Annotated in this window: 18 protein-coding genes; 9 read left to right on the forward strand and 9 right to left on the reverse strand. The window is 72.6% G+C overall.

The window, feature by feature from the left end; genetic code table 11:
- The first annotated feature begins 196 nt into the window (after positions 1-196).
- The 4 genes from AB0D85_RS23280 to AB0D85_RS23295 all read left to right on the forward strand — a co-directional run bounded on the left by AB0D85_RS23280 (position 197) and on the right by AB0D85_RS23295 (position 3,901).
- Positions 197-778, forward strand: coding sequence for a TMEM165/GDT1 family protein (locus tag AB0D85_RS23280; RefSeq protein ID WP_355710914.1), 582 nt, complete (start codon positions 197-199; stop codon positions 776-778).
- Between the two features lie 214 nt (positions 779-992).
- Positions 993-1,658 carry an HAD-IA family hydrolase gene (locus tag AB0D85_RS23285; protein ID WP_362323309.1) on the forward strand — a complete coding sequence of 222 codons (666 nt, stop codon included), beginning with the start codon at positions 993-995 and terminating at the stop codon, positions 1,656-1,658.
- Positions 1,659-1,949: 291 nt separating this feature from the next.
- Positions 1,950-3,119 (forward strand): DUF2330 domain-containing protein, encoded by a 1,170-nt coding sequence (locus AB0D85_RS23290; protein WP_362323117.1) that lies wholly within the window; start codon positions 1,950-1,952, stop codon positions 3,117-3,119.
- A 110-nt stretch (positions 3,120-3,229) separates the two neighbouring features.
- Entirely contained in the window at positions 3,230-3,901 is a 672-nt protein-coding gene (locus tag AB0D85_RS23295; protein ID WP_362323120.1) for an O-methyltransferase, read from the forward strand.
- A 33-nt stretch (positions 3,902-3,934) separates the two neighbouring features.
- Here the strand turns inward: AB0D85_RS23295 and AB0D85_RS23300 are convergent, their stop codons facing one another.
- A complete protein-coding gene (locus tag AB0D85_RS23300) occupies positions 3,935-4,324 on the reverse strand; it encodes a hypothetical protein (RefSeq protein ID WP_362323123.1) in 390 nt (129 codons plus the stop codon).
- 103 nt (positions 4,325-4,427) lie between these two features.
- Here AB0D85_RS23300 and AB0D85_RS23305 point away from each other — a divergent pair, with 103 nt between their 5' ends.
- Positions 4,428-4,871, forward strand: coding sequence for a DUF1992 domain-containing protein (locus tag AB0D85_RS23305; protein ID WP_362323126.1), 444 nt, complete (start codon positions 4,428-4,430; stop codon positions 4,869-4,871).
- Between the two features lie 14 nt (positions 4,872-4,885).
- A complete protein-coding gene (locus AB0D85_RS23310) occupies positions 4,886-5,383 on the forward strand; it encodes a GNAT family N-acetyltransferase (RefSeq protein ID WP_362323129.1) in 498 nt (165 codons plus the stop codon).
- Here AB0D85_RS23310 and AB0D85_RS23315 read toward each other — a convergent pair.
- The gene (locus tag AB0D85_RS23315; RefSeq protein WP_362323132.1) at positions 5,376-7,409 is read right to left on the reverse strand and encodes an MFS transporter; all 2,034 of its coding nucleotides are present in this window, start codon (positions 7,407-7,409) and stop codon (positions 5,376-5,378) included. The two genes, AB0D85_RS23310 and AB0D85_RS23315, sit on opposite strands and share 8 nt — an antisense overlap.
- 163 nt (positions 7,410-7,572) lie before the next feature.
- Between AB0D85_RS23315 and AB0D85_RS23320 the strand changes: the two genes are divergently transcribed.
- Entirely contained in the window at positions 7,573-8,505 is a 933-nt protein-coding gene (locus tag AB0D85_RS23320) for a peptidoglycan-binding protein (protein ID WP_362323135.1), read from the forward strand.
- A 45-nt stretch (positions 8,506-8,550) separates the two neighbouring features.
- On the opposite strand, the gene proP is transcribed toward AB0D85_RS23320, so the two are convergent.
- A complete protein-coding gene (proP, locus tag AB0D85_RS23325; protein WP_362323312.1) occupies positions 8,551-9,894 on the reverse strand; it encodes a glycine betaine/L-proline transporter ProP in 1,344 nt (447 codons plus the stop codon).
- Between the two features lie 411 nt (positions 9,895-10,305).
- Here proP and AB0D85_RS23330 point away from each other — a divergent pair, with 411 nt between their 5' ends.
- Positions 10,306-12,396, forward strand: coding sequence for a bifunctional glycosyltransferase 87/phosphatase PAP2 family protein (locus AB0D85_RS23330; protein WP_362323138.1), 2,091 nt, complete (start codon positions 10,306-10,308; stop codon positions 12,394-12,396).
- A 29-nt stretch (positions 12,397-12,425) separates the two neighbouring features.
- On the opposite strand, the gene AB0D85_RS23335 is transcribed toward AB0D85_RS23330, so the two are convergent.
- The gene (locus tag AB0D85_RS23335) at positions 12,426-13,595 is read right to left on the reverse strand and encodes a steroid 3-ketoacyl-CoA thiolase (RefSeq protein ID WP_362323141.1); all 1,170 of its coding nucleotides are present in this window, start codon (positions 13,593-13,595) and stop codon (positions 12,426-12,428) included.
- A gap of 261 nt (positions 13,596-13,856) precedes the next feature.
- On the opposite strand from AB0D85_RS23335, the gene AB0D85_RS23340 reads away from it, so the two are divergent.
- Complete coding sequence (locus AB0D85_RS23340; protein WP_362323144.1) at positions 13,857-15,092, forward strand: cytochrome P450; 1,236 nt, start codon at positions 13,857-13,859, stop codon at positions 15,090-15,092.
- A gap of 107 nt (positions 15,093-15,199) precedes the next feature.
- Here AB0D85_RS23340 and AB0D85_RS23345 read toward each other — a convergent pair whose 3' ends face one another.
- From AB0D85_RS23345 to AB0D85_RS23365, 5 genes are all read right to left on the reverse strand, one after another.
- Positions 15,200-15,886, reverse strand: coding sequence for a YoaK family protein (locus AB0D85_RS23345; protein ID WP_362323147.1), 687 nt, complete (start codon positions 15,884-15,886; stop codon positions 15,200-15,202).
- A gap of 129 nt (positions 15,887-16,015) precedes the next feature.
- A complete protein-coding gene (locus AB0D85_RS23350) occupies positions 16,016-16,429 on the reverse strand; it encodes a transglycosylase SLT domain-containing protein (protein ID WP_362323151.1) in 414 nt (137 codons plus the stop codon).
- Between the two features lie 335 nt (positions 16,430-16,764).
- Positions 16,765-17,589 carry an ECF transporter S component gene (locus AB0D85_RS23355; protein WP_362323154.1) on the reverse strand — a complete coding sequence of 275 codons (825 nt, stop codon included), beginning with the start codon at positions 17,587-17,589 and terminating at the stop codon, positions 16,765-16,767.
- The gene (locus tag AB0D85_RS23360; RefSeq protein ID WP_362323157.1) at positions 17,586-19,265 is read right to left on the reverse strand and encodes an ATP-binding cassette domain-containing protein; all 1,680 of its coding nucleotides are present in this window, start codon (positions 19,263-19,265) and stop codon (positions 17,586-17,588) included. Before AB0D85_RS23360 ends, AB0D85_RS23355 begins: the two co-directional genes overlap by 4 nt.
- Positions 19,262-20,281 (reverse strand): CbiQ family ECF transporter T component, encoded by a 1,020-nt coding sequence (locus AB0D85_RS23365; protein ID WP_362323315.1) that lies wholly within the window; start codon positions 20,279-20,281, stop codon positions 19,262-19,264. Before AB0D85_RS23365 ends, AB0D85_RS23360 begins: the two co-directional genes overlap by 4 nt.
- Positions 20,282-20,325: the final 44 nt, after the last annotated feature.

Consider the following 20,325-nt stretch of genomic DNA (forward strand, 5'->3'; position numbering starts at 1 on the left):
GTCGACATACTGCTCAGCCCGTCTGAGCCGGCGCCCGGAGGCGGACCTCGACCGAGAGGCCGCCAGCGAGACCTTCGGCAAGCAGTGCACGCCTGTGCCGTACGGCGCGGGTGACCGTTGTGCGCTGCCGTGCCGAGGCGTCCGCGTTGTGAGGAACAGCACTCTCGGTGGGGCGGCCCCGACCGATTGAGGACCCTTGATCAGCATCACCGTGACGGCGCTCGTCTTCGGCGTCATCTTCCTCGCCGAACTCCCCGACAAGACCGCGCTCGCCGGCCTCGTCCTGGGTACGCGCTACCGGGCGTCGTACGTCTTCGCCGGTGTCGCCGCGGCCTTCCTCCTGCATGTCGTGCTCGCCGTCGCGGCCGGCAGCGTGCTGACCCTCCTCCCGCAGCAGATCGTGCACGCGCTCACCGGTGTGCTGTTCCTCGGCGGCGCGGCCGTGCTCCTGCTGAAGAAGGGCGAGGAGGACGAGGAGATCCGCAAGCCGGCCGACCAGTCCTTCTGGAAGGTCGCCGGTACGGGCTTCATGCTCATCCTGGTCGCGGAGTTCGGGGACCTCACGCAGATCATGACGGCGAACCTCGCGGCCCGCTACGACGACCCGCTGTCCGTCGGCCTGGGCGCGGTGCTGGGCCTGTGGGCGGTGGCCGGACTGGGCATCGTCGGCGGGAAGGCGCTGATGAAGAAGGTGCCGCTGCGGCTGATCACGCAGATCGCGGCCGTGCTGATGCTGGCGCTGGGCGTGTGGAGCCTGTGGGAGGCGATCGCGGGCTGAGGCGGGGTTTGAGCGGGGCCGCTCCCGCTCGCCCGCCGCTCGCCCGCCGCTCGTCCCCGCTCGCCCCGGCGAGCTGAAGACTCGGTGAACGGTCGGCGAAGCGGGTGGCGGGAGGGCCCTCCGCTTTGTATCGTAGAGAAACAAAGTGGCTCCCGCTCGTTTTCCCTGACCGGCGGGCGGGGCCGCCTTGTTCTCAGCCCGGCCCGTTCAGGAGCTGCCGATGATGGCCACCCTCGTTCTCCCCGCCCGCGCCCTCCTGCTCGACATGGACGGCACCCTCGTCAACTCCGACGCCGTCGTGGAACGCATCTGGCGGCGCTGGTCCGAGCGGCACGGGCTGGACGGCGACGAGGTCATGCAGGTCGTCCACGGGCGCCAGGGGCACGCGTCCATGGCGGTGCTGCTGCCGGACCGGCCGATGAAGCAGAACCTCGCGGACAACGAGCGGATGCTCGCCGAGGAGACCGCCGACATGGACGGGGTCGTGGAGGTCCCGGGCGCCGCGGCCTTCCTCGCCTCGCTGGCCGGGCTGCCGCACGCCCTGGTCACCTCGGCGGACGTGGCGCTGTCCACGGCGCGGATGGCCGCCGCCGGGCTGCCGCTGCCGGCGGTGCGGATCACGGCGGAGTCGGTCGGCGCGAGCAAGCCGGACCCGGAGGGCTTCCTGAAGGGCGCGGCGGAGCTGGGGGTCGCCCCGGCGGACTGCGTGGTCTTCGAGGACTCCGGCGCGGGGATCGCGGCGGGGCGCGCGGCGGGGATGCGCGTGGTCGGCGTCGGACCCCGGGCGGGGGCGCACGGGCCGGACGTGGCGGTGCGGGATCTGACCGAGGTGCGGGTGGAGGGTGTGGGGGGCGGCTTGATCCGGGTGCACGTCGGCTGAGACCGGGGCAGGGGGTGCCGCTGACGTGACTGCAGCGCCCCTTCAGGGGCGCGGGGCCCTATCGATTTGCGGCTCCGCCGCGTGGGCGCGACCAGCCCCCACCCACCCGCAGTCGACCGAAATGGCCAAGCCCCCCGAAAAGGGGCACCCACCTGCACCGTTCGAACCAAGCGACCACCCCGTCCGTACCGTCGGTGGACAGACGGTAGCTGTCCGGAACGGCATTGCGTACGACGCCCTCCGCTATACCGTCTGTAGTCCTGATCGACGGTAGGGCGGAGGCATCGGTTCATGATCGGCCAGCGGCGACCCCACCGACGCGCGCGTTTACTCACGGTCCTCCTCGCCCTGCTCGGCATCCAGCTGAGCGCGCTCGCCGCCCCCGCCCACGCCGGCGGCGCCCTCGTCCCCGACGCCCGGCAGCAGCTCGCCGTGGGCAGGGAGGAATCGGTCCTGCGCTGGGACGGCACCCGCGAACAGATCGTGATGCGCCTGACCGTCACCGGCGACGCCACCCGCGCCGCCTGGATCATGCCCGTCCCGCACCGCGCCACCGTCGCCCTCGCCGACCCGGCCCTCTTCGACCAGCTGCACACCCTCACCGCCCCGGCGCACCGCACCCGCTACCACTTCTGGCCCGAGGACGGCGACTGGCCGCTCACCACCGGCAGCAGCGGCACGTCCCCCGGCCCGCCCCGGGGCGCGGGGCAAGCCCCCGGCGCCGGCGTCGGCGTGGTCGACCGCCAGCGGCTCGGCCCGTTCGACGTGGCCCAGCTGACCGCCACCGACTCCGGCGCCCTGGACGGCTGGCTGCGCAGCAACGGCTTCCCGTTCCCGTCCGGCCTGAACAGCGCCCTCCAGCCGTATGTCGAGCACCGCTGGGAGTACGTCGCGGTCAGGCTCGCCCCCGAGACCGCGGGCACCGCGCTGAACGGCGCCCTCGACCCGCTCCACCTCGCCTTCGCCAGCGACCGGCCGGTCTATCCGATGCGGCTCTCCGACCTCGCGGCCACCCCGCAGTCGCTGGGCCTGTACGTCCTCGCCGCCCACCGTATGGAGCCGCGCGCGGCGATCGGCGGCGAACGCCCCAGGGTCGTCTACGCCGGCCGGCTCAGCCGCCCGACCGGCGATCTCCGCGACCTCGCCGCGGGCACCCCGTATCTGACCGTGGTCGCCCAGGAGTTCCCGAACCCGTCCCGGATCTCCGACGACCACGTGCTGCGCCGGGCGTCCTCGGACACGGCGTTCCAGCAGGTGGTCTACGAGGACCGGCTGCGCAAGGCGGCCGGCATCCCGGCCTGGCTGGCGACGGTCGGCGCCGGACTGCTGCTGGTCGTCACCGCGTCGGCCCTGGTCACCGTACGACGGTCCCGCCGCCCGGTCCTACCGCCACCGCCGGTGCAGCCCCCGCCGCCCGTGCAGCCGCCGCCTCCGGCGCAGCCCCCTGCGCCGATCGGCTGAGTTCCGCCCGGCACCGGGGCGGGAGATCACCCGGGCGCCCGCCGCATCAGTAGTGCTAAGCAGGTAGCTGTCAGTGGACAGCTCCTGGATAGGCGAAAGGCAGCGGACGCATGAGCGGCTCTCAGCTCTGGGACGACGTCGACTTCTACTTCACCAGCCACCTCTCACCGGACGACGAGGCGCTCCAGGCGGCCCTGCGGGAGAGCGAGGCCAATGAGCTCCCGCACGCCAACGTCACCGCCAACCAGGGCAAGCTGCTCCAGCTCCTCGCGCAGATCCAGGACGCCCGGAACATCCTGGAGATCGGCACCCTGGGCGGCTACAGCACCATCTGGCTGGCCCGCGCCCTGCCCGCCGACGGCAGGCTGATCTCGCTGGAGTACAGCGCCCGGCACGCCGAGATCGCGGTCCGCAACATCGCCCGCGCCGGTCTGGAGAAGGTCGTCGAGGTGCGGGTCGGGGCCGCCCTGGAGTCGCTGCCGATGCTCGCCGACGAGAACCCGGCCCCCTTCGACCTGGTCTTCATCGACGCCGACAAGGCCAACAACCCGCACTACGTGGAGTGGGCGCTGAAGCTCACCCGCACCGGCAGCCTGATCGTCGTCGACAACGTGGTGCGCGGCGGCCGGGTCGTCGACGCCGAGAGCACCGAGCCGGACGTGGTCGGCACCCGCGCCGCGATCGAGCTGATCGCCGCCCACCCGAGGCTGAGCGGCACGGCGATCCAGACGGTCGGCAGCAAGGGCTACGACGGCTTCGCCCTGGCGCGGGTGCTCGACTGAGAGACGCGCCGACGGGACTTCCGAGGGGGGTGTTCAGCCCTCGTGGTAGAAGCCCACGTTGACGCTGCGCGGGGCGGTGCGGTCCCGGACGACGATCTCGCCGGAGCCGCCCCGGGGCAGCGCCACCGTGCCGCCGTAGGTGATGGCCTGGGCGTACTCCCCGACCTTCAGCAGCACCTCGGAGGACGGTTCGGCCTGGGAGCCGCGCAGCCAGCTGACCTGCCAGCCGCCCTCGGGGCCGCACAGGAACTCCAGGTGCACCCGGGAGACGAACAGCCAGTCGTCGGGCGTGGTGAGTCGGCACACGGAAGCGTCGCGGCCCACTCGCAGCACGGCGCCCGGCTCGCTGGGCGCGTCGGCCATGAGCATTCCGGCCGTCTCGCCCGTCTCCCCGGATACGGAGGCCATGGTGAGTTCGAGCACGTGCGTTCCCCCTGCGCGGTTCCTGGGTCTTCCCTGAGATCCTTCGTGGATCTCGGCCGCATGATAAAACGCCCGGCGCGATCCCGTCCGGCACAATGGAGTCATGACCGAGCGAAAGCCTCCCGGGGTGCCGTTCGAGTCCTGGGTCGACAAGCAGATCCAGGACGCGCAGCGGCGCGGTGAGTTCGATCAACTCGAAGGCGCGGGCGAGCCGTTGCCCGCCGGCCTGGACGTGTCCTACGACGAACTGTGGTGGATCAAGCGGAAGATGGCCCGTGAGGGCCTCGCGGTCCTGCCCCCGACCCTCGCCCTGCGCAAGGAGGCCGAGGACGCCCTGGAGGCCGCCTGGGCGGCTCCCTCGGAGCGGATCGTCCGCAGGATCATCACCGAGGTCAACGTCAAGATCCGCGACATGATGTTCAAGCCGCCGCCCGGTCCCCCGCTGGGCAGGAAGCCGTACGACGTCGAGGAGGTCGTACGGGAGTGGCGGGAGCGCCGGGAGAACGCGGGGCAGGCCGGGCCGGCCGGGCCGGAGTCACCGGTGTAGCAGGATTGCGGTCCATGACCTCCTGGACGATCACCACGGAACAACCCGGCTCGCCCGTCGCCCTCGCGCTGTGGCGGGCCTACTACACGGAGGTCAGCGACCGCTGGTACCTGCTCCACGAGGGCCGCCGCACCGACCCGGCCGAGCTGGAGCGCGCGGTGGCCGCCCGGACAGGGTCCGAACTCACCCCGCCCACCGGTCAGTTGATCGTCGCCCGGTACGACGGTGAGCCGGGCGGCTGTGCGGGCGTACGGCTCCTGGACCCGGCCACCGCCGAACTCACCCGCGTCTTCGTGTCCGAGGGGCTGCGCGGCAAGGGCGGTGCCGCACTTCTCGTCGCGGCGGCCGAGGACGCCGCCCGCGCCCTGGGGGCCCGGCGGATCGTCCTGGACACGCGCGGCGACCTGGTGGAGGCCCGCGCCCTGTACGCGCGGCTCGGCTACACGGAGACCGAGCCGTACAACGACGACGTCTACGCGGAACACTGGTTCCGCAAGGAGCTGCTCAACTGACCGGCCGTGCCGACGGGTTCCGCGGCTGTTCGCGTTCCGTGCCGCACAATTCGTCGGTCAGTTCCCGTACCAGGCGGTCCAGGTCGGTGGGGCGGTCCGGGCCCCACCAGTCGCCGAGCAGCTCGGCCAGGGACTCCTCGCGGGCCTCGGCGAGGCGGTCGGCGACCGCACGGCCCTGTTCGGTCAACGTCAGGTCGAGGCCCAGGCGTTCGGCCAGGTGCCGCTCCTCCAGCTGGCGGGCGCCCTCCAGGACGACCCGCAGCGGGACGGGGCCGCGTTCCGCGAGCACGCCCGGCTCCACCGAGCCGTACCTGCGGATCCGCAGCAGCAGCCAGCCGGCCGCCGGCAGCAGGTCGTACCCGGCCCGCTCGTTGATCTTCCGGTAGATCTCCCGGCGCCCCTCCCGGGTGCCGAGCAGCGACAGCGCCCGGCAGCACTCGTCGTAGGAGGACCGCTGGACCGGGTTGGGCGGGATGGTCTCCGAGGCGTCCGGTGCGGTGACCGAGCCGCGCAGCCGGTCCTCCTTGAGGAACCAGGCCAGGACGAAGCCGAGGAGGGCGACCGGAGCCGCGTACAGGAAGACGTCGGTGATCGAGGAGGCGTACGCGTGCAGCGCCGCAGGGCGCAGCGCGGGCGGCAGTGCGGCGATGCCGCGCGGGTCGGCCATGAGGGCGCCCGGGGTGACGCCGGCCGGGAGACCGACGCCTCGGAAGGCGTCGGCCAGCTTGTCGGCGAGGCGGCTCGCGAAGACGGACCCGAAGACGGCGACGCCGAAGGAGGCCCCGATGGAGCGGAAGAAGGTCGCGCCGGAGGTGGCGACGCCGAGGTCCTCGTACGAGACGGCGTTCTGCACGATCAGCACCAGCACCTGCATGACCAGGCCGAGGCCCAGGCCGAAGACGAAGAAGCAGACGCTCATCCGGGCGGTCGAGCTGTGCTCGTCGAGCCGGTGCAGGAGCAGCAGGCCGACGGTCGTCACGGCGGTACCGGCGACGGGGAACACCTTCCAGCGGCCGGTGCGGCTGACGATCTGGCCGGAGAGGGTGGAGGACAGCAGCAGGCCGATCACCATCGGCAGCATGTGCACCCCGGACATGGTCGGCGAGATGCCCTGCACGACCTGGAGGAAGGTCGGCAGATAGGTCATCGCGCCGAACATCGCGAAGCCGACGATGAAGCTGATCACGGCCGCGAGGGTGAAGGTGCGGAGGGAGAAGAGCCGCAGCGGGAGGACGGGTTCGGCGGCCCACCGCTCGACGGCGACGAAGGCGACGGCGAGCACGACCCCGACGACCGCGACCCCGATGATCCGCGCCGACCCCCACGCCCAGGTCGTCCCGCCCAGCGAGGCCACCAGGACCAGACAGGTGGCGACGGCGGCGATCAGGAAGGTGCCCAGGTAGTCGATGACGTGGCGGGCGGTCCTGCGCGGGATGCGCAGCGCGGTGGCGATCACGGCGAGCGCGACGACGCCGACGGGCAGGTTGACGTAGAACACCCAGCGCCAGCTCAGCTGCTCGGTCAGCAACCCGCCGAGCAGCGGCCCGAGCACACTGCTCGCGCCGAAGACGGCACCGAACAGCCCCTGGTAGCGCCCCCGTTCCCGGGGCGGGACGAGATCGCCGACGATCGCCATCGACAGCACCAGCAGCCCGCCGCCGCCCAGCCCCTGCAGCGCGCGGAAGCCGATCAGCTCGCCCATGTTCCGGGCCGTCCCGCACAGCGCCGACCCGACGAGGAAGATCACGATCGCGGTCTGGAAGAGCCGCTTGCGCCCGTACTGGTCACCGAGCTTGCCCCACAGGGGGGTGGCGGCGGTGGAGGCCAGCAGATAGGCGGTGACCACCCAGGACAGGTGCTCCAGGCCGCCGAGATCGCTGACGATCGTCGGCAGCGCCGTCGACACGATCGTCTGGTCCAGCGCGGCCAGCAGCAGCCCGAGCAGCAGCGCGCCGATCGGAACGAGCACATTGCCCGGTACGCGCTCCGCGTCCTTCGCCGGGGTGCGCGTCGTGTCCAGGGCCATCGAGACCTCCCGGGGTGCGTGCGACCACCTTCCATCGTGGACGGCGTCACCCGTTATGGCCCGTCGAGTCCTCTTCGCGGCCCCTGAAACAAGGAGTTCCCGCGAACGTACGTGAGGGTGCTCCGCGTAATCTGTGGAGTTCGTGAGGTGAGGGGCGGAAGCGTTGACGGATACGACCGACGGTCACCGGTGCCCGGAGTGCGGGGCGCCCAGGGGACCGGACAACACGCCCTCCTGCGACTGCAACCAGCGGGCGTCCGACGCGCTGCGCGACGCCCGTACGGCCGAACAGGCGGCCGCGGAGGACTTCGACCCGCTGCGGATACGGCCGTACATCGACCTCGACGGCGCGGGCGCGGATGCCCGGGCGGAGGCCGCCGACGGCGGGGAGACCGCGCCGATGCCGGTGGTCGAGCCGGCGACCATGCCGTTGCGGGCGGCGGCGCGGGTGCCCGCGGCGTCCGACGGGGAGCCCGGTGACGGACCCGGCGCCGACGACGAGGAACCCCGCCGCGGCTCCCGACGGCTCCTGGTCCTGACCATCGCCGGGGCGGTCGTCGCGATCCTCGCCGTGGCGGGTTTCGCCGGCGGCCTCTTCTCCCAGCTGACGTCGGAGCGCGACGGGGCGGCGCCGGAGGACGTACGGGAGAGCGTGCCGGACGTGACACCGGGGTCGCCCTCGGCCGCGTCGCCGACGGCGTCGTCGTCCCCGGCGTCGGCCGTGCCGTCCCCGTCCGCCAGCGCGAGCCTCTCCGCCACGCCGTCCCCCTCGTCACCGAGCCCGACCCCGTCCCGGAGCGCGTCCCCCTCGGCCACGCCGAGCCCGTCGACGTCGGCGGGGGGCACGTCCGCGTCCCAGGAACCCAGCACGCCCCCGGTCCTCCGCCCCGGCGACAGCGGAGCGGAGGTCACGGAACTCCAGCTCCGGCTGGCGCAGGTGAGCCTCTACTCGGGGGAGGCCAGCGGCACGTACGACCAGAAGACCGAGAGCGCGGTGCGGACGTACCAGCTGACGCGGGGGATCCTGACCGACGAGTCGGGGGTCTACGGGGCGGCCACGCGGAAGGCGTTGGAGGCGGAGACGAAGGAGCCGTAGCTTGGGGCCCCGGGTTCGGCTGCGGGCCGGTGGGGGCTGGGCGCGCTACCTGGACGCTTCTACAGAAGGCGCCGAGCCCGGCAGTGGCTTGCCCGCCGTCTCCGTCATGCGCCAGACCGCGAAGCCGCCGATCACCGCCGCCGCCATCATGTAGTACGCGGGCATCATCATGTTGCCCGTCGCCCCGATGAGGGCCGTGACCACCAGCGGGGTCGTGCCGCCGAACAGGGACACGGAGATGTTGAAGCCGATCGACAGGGAGCCGTAGCGGACCCGGGTCGGGAACAGGGCCGGGAGGGCCGCCGGCATCGCCGCCGTGAAGCAGACCAGGAGGAGGCCCAGGGCGCCCATGCCGAGGGCCACCGCGAGGAGGCTGCCCTGGCGGATCAGGAGCAGCGCCGGGACGGAGAGGAGGAGGAAGCCCGCGCAGCCCGCGGCGATCACCGGGCGGCGGCCGACGCGGTCGGTGAGCGCTCCCGCGAACGGCTGGACGATCATCATCAGCGTCATCACGCCCAGGACGACCAGCAGCCCGTGCGTCTCGTCGTACTTCAGCTCGCTCGTCAGGTAGCTCGGCATGTACGACAGCAGCATGTAGTCCGTGACGTTGAAGACCAGGACCAGGGCCATGCAGAGGACGAGCGTCCGCCACTGGCTCGTGACCATCTCGCGCAGGGGGACCCTGGGGCGGGACTGCTCGGCCTTCGCCACCTCCGCCGCGAACGCCGGGGTCTCCTCCAGGCGCATCCGCAGGTAGAGGCCGATGATGCCCATCGGGCCCGCGATCAGGAACGGGATCCGCCAGCCCCAGGAGACCAGGTCGTCGGAGGAGAGTAGGGCGGTCATCAGGGTGACCAGCCCCGCGCCGCCGATGTAGCCGGCGAGCGTGCCGAACTCCAGCCAGCTGCCGAAGAAGCCGCGCTTCTTGTCCGGGGCGTACTCGGCGATGAACGTGGACGCGCCCGCGTACTCGCCGCCGGTGGAGAAGCCCTGCACCAGGCGGGCGGCCAGCAGGAGGAGCGGTGCGCCGACGCCGATCGTCGCGTAGGAGGGGATCAGGCCGATCGCGAAGGTGCCCGCCGCCATCATGATCATGGTCACGGCGAGGACCTTCTGGCGGCCCACCCGGTCGCCGAGCGGGCCGAAGAGCATGCCGCCGAGCGGGCGGACCAGGAAGGCCGCGGCGAAGGCGCCGAACGTGGAGAGCAGCTGGGCGGTCGGGTTGCCGGACGGGAAGAAGACCTTGCCCAGCGTCACCGCGATGTAGCTGTAGACGCCGAAGTCGAACCACTCCATGGCGTTGCCGAGCGCGGCCGCCTTCACGGCGCGCCTGACCAGCGCGGGGTCGGTGACCGTGGGCGCGGGGGAGGCCGTGCGGGGGCCGGGGATCTGGACGGGCGGGGTGACGGCTGTGACGGTCGCCAAAACGGGGCTCGCCTGCCTTTCGACGGGGACAGGGACAACGGCCCGCACGGCGGCGGACGGGCCGAAAAGCGACCATAGGTGCGGTTCGGCATGTTACGTGACGTGTGCGTATCGATGCAGTGTGCAGCTAAATGGCGCGTACGCAGGGACGTATGCCCTCGTCCACCGGTGTATGCCGGCCGCTCGTTGTGATCCTTCTCGCGTCCCGCGGACGCAACCAGGCCTCACCCGCACCGTCGTCTTCCGGACGAAATGCGGGCGGATGTCAGGTGAAGAGGGGGTTGCCCGCGTCTCCTTCCGGAGGGAATGGGAGCCTCTTAGGGTTCTCTGAACGAACCAGCGGTTACGCGGGACGGGGCGGGAGGCCGACGAGGCGTGGCGAACGTGGAGCACAGCGGGCGACCGGGAGAGGCATTCGGGGGAGAGGCCGGAGCGCGGTTCAGAATGGCCCGGCTCGGCCTGTGGGCGGTGGCCGCGATCCTCGCCGTACGGCAGGTGACCGACGTCCTGCGCACCCCCAGCGGCGAGCGGCTGACCGATCTGGAGACCTGGGTCGGCCCGGACGGCGTGCTGCACGTCAAGGGCTCCCTGTACGACTCGACGCAGTTCACCGGCACCCCCTTCGGCGGACTGGTGCTCAAGCCGCTCACCAAGGCCGCCGAGCAGGCCCTGGGCTGGGGCTGGACCTTCGGCACGCTGCTGCTGGTGGTCGCCCTCGGCCTGGTCGCCGCCCGGGCGCTGCCCCAGCCGGTGAGCCGCCGTACCGCACTGCTGGCCGCCCCGGTCGCCATCAGCCTGCTGATGCTCTCGCTGCCGGTCCGCAACGCCCTCTGGCTCGGCCAGACCAGCATCATCCCCGTGCTGTTCGTGCTGCTCGGCTGCTTCGCCGCGCGCGGGCAGCGCGACAGCGGACTGTGCATCGGCCTGGCCGCCGCCCTCCAGCCGGCCCTGCTGCTGTTCGCCCCGCTGCTGTGGTTCACCGGCCGCCGCCGGGCCGCCCTCTCCACCGGTGTGACCTTCGCCGTGTGCACGGTGCTCGCCTGGGCGGCGATGCCGAACGACTCGGGCACCTACTGGGTCCACCACTTCGCCGGCGTCGGCCTCGGCGGCGAGGCGGACGCGCTCGCCAACCAGTCGCTGCACGGCGCCCTGCTGCGGTTCGGGCTGAGCGGTCCGATGGAGATAGCCCTGTTCCTGGCGCTGGCCGCGACCGTTTCCGTCGTCGCGCTGCGCCGCGCGGTGCGCTACGCCCGGGACGGGCAGCTGCTGCTCGCGGTGGCGATCACCGGCTGCGCGGTGGTGGCGGTGTCGCCGACCGCCTGGCAGCACCAGCTGCTGTGGGTGCTGCTCGCGGTGGTCGGCCGGGCCGGGCGGCGCGCCGCCGACCGGACCGTGTGGCCGGTCGTGGTCGTCCTCGTGATGACCCTGCCCGCCAAGGCGCTGCTGCCGAACCAGTCGCTCTTCGTCCCCGTCCGCGACAACGCCGTCCTGCTCGCCGCCCTGGCCGCGGCCGTCGTCGTACCGTTCCTGTCCCGCACCGCCCCGGAGTTCGTCCGCCCGGTCCCGACGGACTACGCGCAGCCGGTACCGGCCCGCTTCCGCCCGATCCCGCTGGTCCCCTCCCTGCGCCGGGTGCTGACCCGGCCCAACCTCTTCCTCGAACTGGTCGCGATACGGCTCGTCTACTTCGCCTACCAGCAGGTCCGGCTGGCCGCCGCCGGGGGAGGGGACGGCACCGCCGGCCGGCTCCGGGCCGAGCGCCACGGGCGCCAGATCCACGGCATCGAGCGGTTCCTGCACCTCGACATCGAGCACTGGGCCAACCACACCGTGTACGGCGTCGGCTGGCTGCGGGAGTTCTTCGGCTTCTACTACGAGTCCTTCCACTTCGTCGTCCCGCTGACCGTCCTCGCCGTCCTCTGCGTCCGCCGCCCGGTCGACTACCGCTGGGCCCGCACCGCCCTCGGCTTCGCCACCGCCTTCGCCCTGATCGGCTTCTGGCTCTACCCGCTGGCCCCGCCGCGGCTGATGCCGGGCCTCGGCATCATCGACACGGTCCACGGCCCGCAGGACTTCGCCAAGCCGGACTACGGCACCCTCACCGAGCTGACCAACCAGTACGCGGCGATGCCCTCGCTGCACTTCGGCTGGTCGCTGTGGTGCGGGATCGTCATCGCCGTCACCGCCCCGAAGTGGTGGATGAAGGCCCTCGGCCTGCTCCACCCGCTCTTCACGGTCTCGGCGATCATCGCCACCGGCAACCACTGGGTCCTGGACGCGGTGGGCGGCGCGGCGGTGGTCGCCGCGGGCTTCGGCGTGGGCTATCTGCTTCAGGGCCCGCGGGCGGCAGCGCCCCGAAGGGGCACGGGGCTGTATCGATATGTGCGGCTCCGCCGCATGGGCGCGACCAGCCACGACGGCGCCGCGGACGGACGGACGGCGGCGCAGCGCAGCCTCTCCGGCTGAGCGCTCGGAGCCGCCGTCCGGAGCCGCCGCTACAGCCGCTGGATGATCGTCCCGGTCGCCAGGCCGCCGCCCGCGCACATCGTGATGAGCGCGAACTCCTTGTCCGTGCGCTCCAGTTCGTGCAGGGCCGTGGTGATCAGCCGGGCGCCGGTGGCCCCCACCGGGTGGCCGAGGGCGATCGCGCCGCCGTTGACGTTGACCTTGTCCAGGCTCTGCTCGAAGACCTGGGCCCAGCTCAGCACCACCGAGGCGAACGCCTCGTTGATCTCGACCAGGTCGATGTCCTTGAGGGACATGCCGGCCTTGCCGAGCACGGCCCGGGTCGCGTCGATCGGCCCGTCGAGATGGAAGTGCGGGTCGGCGCCGACCAGGGCCTGGGCGACGATCCGGGCCCGGGGGCGCAGCTTCAGCGCGCGGGCCATCCGCTTCGACGCCCACATGATGGCGGCGGCGCCGTCGGAGATCTGGGAGGAGTTGCCAGCCGTGTGGACCGCCGTCGGCATCACCGGCTTCAGGCCGGCCAGCGCCTCCGCCGTCGTGTCCCGCAGCCCCTCGTCCTTGTCGACCAGGCGCCACATGCCCTGCCCCTGCTGCTGCTCCTCCTCCGTCGTGGGCACCTGCACGGCGAAGGTCTCGCGCTTGAAGCGTTCCTCGGCCCAGGCGTGCGCCGCCCGCTCCTGCGAGAGCACTCCGAGCGCGTCGACGTTCTCCCTGGTCAGGCCCCGGTTGCGGGCGATGCGCTCGGCTGCCTCGAACTGGTTGGGCAGGTCGACGTTCCACTCGTCGGGGAAGGGCTTGCCCGGCCCGTGCTTGGAGCCGGAGCCCAGCGGCACCCGCGACATCGCCTCGACCCCGCAGCTGATCCCGACGTCGATGACGCCGGCGGCGATCATGTTGGCGGTCATGTGCGAGGCCTGCTGGGAGGAGCCGCACTGGCAGTCGACGGTCGTCGCCGCCGTCTCGTACGGCAGCCCCATGGTCAGCCAGGCCGTGCGCGCGGGGTTCATGGACTGCTCGCCGGCGTGGGTCACCGTGCCGCCGACGATCTGCTCGACGCAGTCGGCGGGGATGCCGGTGCGGCCGAGGAGTTCTCGGTAGGTCTCGCCCAGGAGATAGGCGGGATGGAGGTTGGCGAGCGCGCCACCGCGCTTGCCGATGGGGGTGCGTACGGCTTCGACGATCACGGGTTCCGCGGCCATGGGGGCTCGGTCCTCTCCTCGGTCACCCGCGCGGCGCAGGGGCGTCCCGGCCCGGCCCGCCACGCAGAACTAGAACGCGTACTAGTTCTGCATGCAGTCTGCTGACAGGCTGTCCACAACCGCAAGGGGGTTGCATGCAATTGAGGTGACCGTGCCCCTTGCGACTTGTAGAACCCGTTACTACCTTCACGGCAACCGTCCATTTCTGATGGACCGTCAGAACACATGTCCAGGCTCGTACACGGTGGGAGTGAGTCGCTCATGCCCTGTCCCGCGCTGCCCGACGGGTTCGACCTCACCGACCCCGATCTGCTCCACCATCGGGTGCCGCTCCCGGAGTTCGCCGAACTGCGGCAGGCCGAACCGGTCCGCTGGATCGAACAGCCGCACGGCCTCGCGGGGTTCGCGGACGACGGCTACTGGGCCGTCACCCGGCACGCCGACGTCAAGTACGTCTCCACGCACCCCGAGATCTTCTCGTCCTGGCTCAACACGGCGATCATCCGTTTCGGCGAGCACATGCAGCGGGACGCGATCGACGCCCAGCGGCTGATCCTGCTGAACATGGACCCGCCCGAGCACACCCGGGTCCGCCAGATCATCCAGCGCGGCTTCACCCCGCGCTCGATCCGCGCCCTGGAGGAGCGCCTGCGCTCCAGGGCCGGGGCGATCGTCGACGCGGCCCGCGCCCACTCCGGCCCCTTCGACTTCGTCACCGAGGTCGCCTGCGAGCTCCCCCTCCAGGCGATCGCCGAGCTGATCGGCATCCCGCAGGACGACCGGGCGAAGATCTTCGACTGGTCCAACAAGATGATCTCGTACGACGACCCGGAGTACGCGATCACCGAGGAGGTGGGCGCCGAGTCGGCCACCGAGCTGATCGCCTACGCGATGAACATGGCCGCCGACCGCAAGCAGTGCCCGGCCAAGGACATCGTCTCCACGCTGGTGGCGGCGGAGGACGAGGGCAACCTCAACTCCGACGAGTTCGGTTTCTTCGTGCTGATGCTCGCGGTGGCCGGCAACGAGACCACCCGCAACGCCATCACCCACGGCATGCACGCGTTCCTGACCCACCCCGATGCCTGGGACCTCTACAAGCGCGAGCGCCCGTCGACCGCCGCCGAGGAGATCGTCCGCTGGGCCACCCCGGTCAACTCCTTCCAGCGCACGGCCACCCAGGACACCGAGCTGGGCGGCAAGCTGATCCGCAAGGGCGACCGGGTCGGCGTCTTCTACGCCTCCGCCAACCACGACCCCGAGGTCTTCACCGACCCCGACGACTTCGACATCACCCGCGACCCCAACCCCCACCTCGGCTTCGGGGGCGGCGGCCCGCACTACTGCCTCGGCAAGTCCCTGGCCGTCCTCGAGATCGACCTGATCTTCAACGCGATAGCCGACGCGATGCCGGGCCTCCGGCTGGTCAGCGACCCGGACCGGCTCCGCTCGGCATGGATCAACGGCGTGAAACACCTCCAGGTGACCACGTCGTAGAACTCCGCGAACCCGGGCCGACGGCTCCCGGCGCCGCCGGCCCGACCCGAGGGAGGCAGGAGCACCCCCTATCCCTCGCCCCGTTCCTGCCTCCCCCGAAACCCGCCCTACTCCCTCCCCGACGCGATCACCGCCAGCAGCCCGGAGGCCGCCGCGGCGACGAGCAGGGGAATGCCCAGGTGGTGGTGGAGGACCAGCCAGGCGCCCAGGTTCGCGCCCGCGAGCATCGCGACGACCGCGGCCACGCGGCGCGTGGAGTGGCGGGCGGTGCCGTCGCCGAAGCGGGACTCGGCGACCAGGCCGGTCAGGGTCGTGGTCAGGACCGTGGTCGCCGTCAGGTCGGGCACACCCAGCTTGCGGACGTTCGCGTTGCGCAGACCCATCGCGAAAGCGGTCAGCGCGATCAGGACGTACGTCGTCGCCGCCCCGTCCGGCCGGGTGAGGGCCACTCCCGCCGCCGAGGCCACCAGGGCCGCCTCCACCGCCAGGGTGGCCCGGGTCCAGGTGCGCCGGGAGCGGCCCCAGAAGCGGGCGGACACCCGGCCGCCCACCAGCGCGCCCAGCAGGAAACAGGCCAGCGAGGCCGCCGTATGGGGGACCGAGAAGCCGGGTGCTCCGGCGGCGGCGAAGCCCAGGATCACCACGTTGCCGGTCATGTTCGCGGTGAAGACATGGCCCAGGCCGAGAAAGCTCACCGCGTCGATCAGGCCGCTCACCATGGTCAGCGTCACGAGTACGGCCACCAGCCGCACACCGCGGGCCTCGGGATCGCGGGTCGGTGTCGCCGTGGGCATCGCTCCTCCGGTGGGTGCGCCGGGACCGGGCGGGTCGCGATCAGTGCACCACGTCCGGACATACGACGGCACCCCCGCCCAGGAGAGGGGGCGAGGGTGCCGAGGTGCAGGGGGAGCCGGCCGGGCGGCTCAGTACCAGCCGTGGGCCTGCCAGAAGCTCCAGGCGGCCGTCGGGCTGCCGTAGCGGGAGTTCATGTAGTCCAGCCCCCACTTGATCTGGGTGGCCGGGTTGGTCTTCCAGTCCGCACCGGCGGACGCCATCTTCGAGCCCGGCAGGGCCTGGACCAGGCCGTAGGCGCCGGAGGACGAGTTGGTGGCGGAGGGGTTCCAGCCGCTCTCATGGGAGACGATCTTGCTGAACGCGTTGAACTGCGCGGCGTCCGGAATCATCTTGTGCGCGATCGTCTGGGCGGAGGAGGCCGAGGCGGTGGCGGCCTGGGCGGGCGCCGCGCTCAGTGCCATACCGGCGGTGGCGGCGGCCACGGCGGCGGCGGTGAGGACCTTCTTCGGGGAAGCGATACGGCGGATGACGGACACGGACACGGAGAACCTCGTTCGTCGGGGACAGGACCTCGCCGGTATGCGACGGCCCCCGAGAGGGCCGGCCGTACACGTCGGCGCCGCGGCCCGGGTGGGCTCGTGGCGCCTGGCGACGTCGTCCAGACAAGCAGGCCGGAAACCCGTCCGCAATCACCCCTTTTACTAGTTGTGGTCGCATCCGGGCGAAAGGTCAGCAGTGTGGCGTGGCTCTCAATGTGCAGGTCGGGAGGTATCCCATACCGGACATTTGGGAAAAGTCTGTCTACTGTCCGGGATCGTAGGTGACCTGGGTCATGTGGGGTGCTTCACCGCTCCGCTCACCGGGTGCGTACGACGGCTCACGTCCCGGGACCGTCGAATGTGGCCGCGGTCTCGAAAGCGGCCCTCCGGGTCGCCCGGCGCAGCGCCCGCAGCAGGGCCGGACCGAGAACGAGGGTCAGTACGACCGTGCACAGGGCCCGGCCCAGGTTCCAGCCCATGGCGGTGGCCAGGCTGTAGGCGAGGAAACGGGCCAGGTTGGCGGCGGGCCCGGCGTCCGGGTCGAAGGCGATGTTCGACGCGGTGCCGCTCAGCAGCGGCCAGCCGGCCAGGTCCACGACCGTGCCGTAGGCGAACGCGGCCAGAAAGCCGTAGACCGAGAGCAGCGCGAGCTCCGCCCGCCCCCGCAGCCGCTCGGGCCACGGCAGCAGACCGGCCCCCATGGTGAACCAGCCCATCGCCAGCATCTGGAACGGCAGCCACGGCCCGACCCCGCCCGTGAGCAGCGCCGACGCGAACATCGTCAGCGAGCCCAGGGTGAACCCGAAGCCCGGCCCGAGCACCCGCCCGCTGAGCACCATCAGGAAGAACATCGGCTCGATCCCGGCGGTGCCCGCGCCGACCGGCCGCAGCGCCGCCCCGGTCGCGGCCAGCACGCCGAGCATGGCCACCGCCTTCGGGCCGAGCCCCGACTCCGAGATCGCCGCCGCGAGCACGGCGACCAGCAGCACCAGCAGGCCCGCGAAGAGCCAGGGCGCGTCCTGGGCGTGCGAGGCGATCCGCGAGGAGGGCGGGGCGAACAGGGGCCAGCCGATCGCGACCGCGCCGACGGCGCTGACGAGGAGAAGCGCGGCGAGGGACCGAGGACCGAGCCGGACCGGGCGGCTCCCTCCGGACGTACTCATGCCAGGGCCTCACGTACCTGGCTCACGGTGAGCCACCGCTGCGGGGCGAGGATCTTCGTCACCTGCGGGGCGAAGGAGGGCGAGGACACGACGATGTCGTCCGTCGGCCCGTCCGCGATCACCTCCCCCTCCGCGAGCAGCACCACCCGGTGCGCGAGCTCGGCGGCCAGCTCCACGTCGTGCGTGGCCAGCACGATCGCGTGCCCGTCGGCGGCGAGCGCGCGCAGCACGCCCACCAGCCGGGCCTTCGCCGCGTAGTCCAGCCCCCGGGTCGGCTCGTCGAGGAGGAGCAGCGGCGGCCGGGCGGTGAGGACGACGGCGAGCGCGAGGGCGAGCCGCTGCCCCTCGGAGAGGTCGCGCGGGTGGGCGTCGTCCGCGACCCCGGGAAGCAGACCGGACACAAGGCCACGGCAGGTCCCGGGCTCCGCCCCCGCGTCCCGGTCGGCGGCCGCGCACTCGGCGCCGACCGTGTCGGCGTACAGCAGGTCACGGGGTTCCTGCGGGACGAGACCCACCTGGCGTACGAGATCGGCGGGCGCGGCCCGGTGCGGCACCAGCCCGCCGACCCGCACCGAGCCCGCGGCCGGTGCCACCAGCCCGACGAGCGCGCCCAGCAGCGTGGACTTCCCCGCGCCGTTGCGCCCCATGACCGCGACCGTCTCACCGGGCCGTACGTCGAGGTCGATGCTCCTGAGGGAGTCCACACGGCCGCGCCGCACGGCGAGCGAGCGGACCTCGGCGACCTGCTCCGGGGCGCTCCCGGGGGTGCGCCGGCCGAGGAACCGCCGCCGGACGGCGGGCCGGAGCGGCGCCGCCGCCGGGACCACCGCCACGTCGCGTCCACTGTCCTCCCCGCCCCGTCCCGCAAGGCGTTCCCGCAGCTCCCCGGCCCGGCGCCGCGCGTCCCGCACGGTCAGCGGCAGCGGCGACCAGCCCGCCAGCCGGCCCAGCTCCACCACCGGCGGACACACCGGGGAGAGCGCCATCACCTCGGTCGGCGTGCCAAGGACCGGGGGTGCGCCCGGGGCCGGGAGGAGGGCGACCCGGTCGGCGTACGGGAGCACCCGTTCCAGGCGGTGCTCGGCCATCAGGACGGTCGTACCGAGGTCGTGGACGAGCCGCTGGAGCACGGCGAGGACCTCCTCCGCGGCCGCGGGGTCCAGCGCCGACGTCGGCTCGTCCAGGACCAGGACCTCGGGATGCGGGGTGAGCACCGAGCCGATCGCGACCCGCTGCCGCTGCCCGCCGGAGAGGGTGGCGATGGCCCGGTCCCGCAGCTCGGAGAGCCCGAGCAGATCGAGGGTCTCCTCGACCCGCCGCCGCATCACGGCCGGGGCGATCCCCGACGACTCCATCCCGTAGGCGAGTTCGTCCTCCACCGTGTCGGTCACGAAGTGCGCGAGCGGATCCTGCCCCACCGTGCCGACCACATCGGCGAGTTCGCGCGGCTTGTGGGTGCGGGTGTCCCGCCCGGCCACCGTCACCCGGCCGCGCAGGGTGCCCCCGGTGAAGTGCGGCACGAGTCCGCTCACGGAGTTGAGGATCGTCGACTTGCCGGTGCCGGACGGGCCCACGAGCAGGACGAGTTCACCCTCCGGCACCTCGAAGTCGACGCCCTGGACGGCGGGTCGGGCCGCGCCCTCGTACGTCACGGAGACATCCTCGAAGCGGATCACGGCGACTCCTTCGGCACGATGAAGGCGGGCAGCAGACCGAGCAGCACGGCCGCCGCGGGCCACAGCGGAAGAGCGGGGGCGACCAGCGGCACGACCCCGGGATGCAGGGTGTCCGGATCGCGGACGGAGGCCAGCGCCAGCAGCCCGGCGACCGCCGCGCCCGATCCGGACACCAGCCAGGCCCGCGCGTCCCACGGGTCCGGCCGGTAACGGGTCCGCAGCGAACGGCGGCCCCCGAGCCGCAGCCCCGCCAGCGCGGCGACGACCCCGGCGAGCAGTACGGGCAGCCCGTAGCCGCCGCCTTCGGTGGTGAGCAGCCCGTACGTCCCCGCGCAGACCCCGAGCAGACCGCCCAGGGTGAGCGCGGCCGTCGTACGGCGGACGGGGGCGGGGACGTTGGCGCTGCGGCCGTAACCGCGCGCGTCCATCGCGGCGGCGAGGGCGACCGAGCGCTCCAACGCGCCTTCCAGGACCGGGAGTCCGACCTGGAGCAGACCGCGGACACCGGAGTCGGGGCGGCCCCGCAGCCGGCGGGCGGCGCGCAGCCGCTGGACGTCGGCGATGAGGTTCGGCGCGAAGGTGAGGGCGACGACCACGGCCACGCCCAGCTCGTACAGGGCGCCGGGGAGCGACTTGAGGAGCCGGGCCGGGTTGGCGAGCGCGTTCGCGGCGCCGACGCAGATCAACAGGGCGGCGATCCTGAGGCCGTCGTAGAAGGTGAAGACCAGCGCCTCGGCGGTGACCCTGCCGCCGAGCCGGATGCCCTGGGCCCAGTGCGGGAGGGGCACTTCGGGGAGGGTGAGGAGGGTGTGCGCACCGGGGACGGGCGAGCCGAGGACGACGGTGAAGGCGAGCCGGACGAGGAGCACGGCGAGGGCGAGCCTGGCGAAGGCGGAGTACGCGCGGGGCTGCTGCGCTCGGCCGCGGCAGGTGGCCACGACGTACCCGGTGACCGTGATGAGGAGGGCGAGAAGGAGGGGGTTGGTGGTACGGGACGCGGCAGCACCGAGGGACAGGGACCAGAGCCACCAGGCGCCGGGGTGGACAGCGGAGCGGCGCC

Origin of the sequence: Streptomyces sp. NPDC048277 (assembly GCF_040652235.1) — a bacterium.
Lineage (GTDB): Bacteria > Actinomycetota > Actinomycetes > Streptomycetales > Streptomycetaceae > Streptomyces.

What these genes read in the sequence shown, in the direction of transcription:
- AB0D85_RS23290 (WP_362323117.1), top strand. Translation starts at nt 1,950, where the DNA reads ATGATCGGCCAGCGGCGACCCCACCGACGCGCGCGTTTACTCACGGTC.
- AB0D85_RS23295 (WP_362323120.1), top strand. Translation starts at nt 3,230, where the DNA reads ATGAGCGGCTCTCAGCTCTGGGACGACGTCGACTTCTACTTCACCAGC.
- AB0D85_RS23305 (WP_362323126.1), top strand. Translation starts at nt 4,428, where the DNA reads ATGACCGAGCGAAAGCCTCCCGGGGTGCCGTTCGAGTCCTGGGTCGAC.
- AB0D85_RS23310 (WP_362323129.1), top strand. Translation starts at nt 4,886, where the DNA reads ATGACCTCCTGGACGATCACCACGGAACAACCCGGCTCGCCCGTCGCC.
- AB0D85_RS23315 (WP_362323132.1), bottom strand. Translation starts at nt 7,409, where the DNA reads ATGGCCCTGGACACGACGCGCACCCCGGCGAAGGACGCGGAGCGCGTA.
- AB0D85_RS23335 (WP_362323141.1), bottom strand. Translation starts at nt 13,595, where the DNA reads ATGGCCGCGGAACCCGTGATCGTCGAAGCCGTACGCACCCCCATCGGC.
- AB0D85_RS23340 (WP_362323144.1), top strand. Translation starts at nt 13,857, where the DNA reads ATGCCCTGTCCCGCGCTGCCCGACGGGTTCGACCTCACCGACCCCGAT.
- AB0D85_RS23345 (WP_362323147.1), bottom strand. Translation starts at nt 15,886, where the DNA reads ATGCCCACGGCGACACCGACCCGCGATCCCGAGGCCCGCGGTGTGCGG.
- AB0D85_RS23355 (WP_362323154.1), bottom strand. Translation starts at nt 17,589, where the DNA reads ATGAGTACGTCCGGAGGGAGCCGCCCGGTCCGGCTCGGTCCTCGGTCC.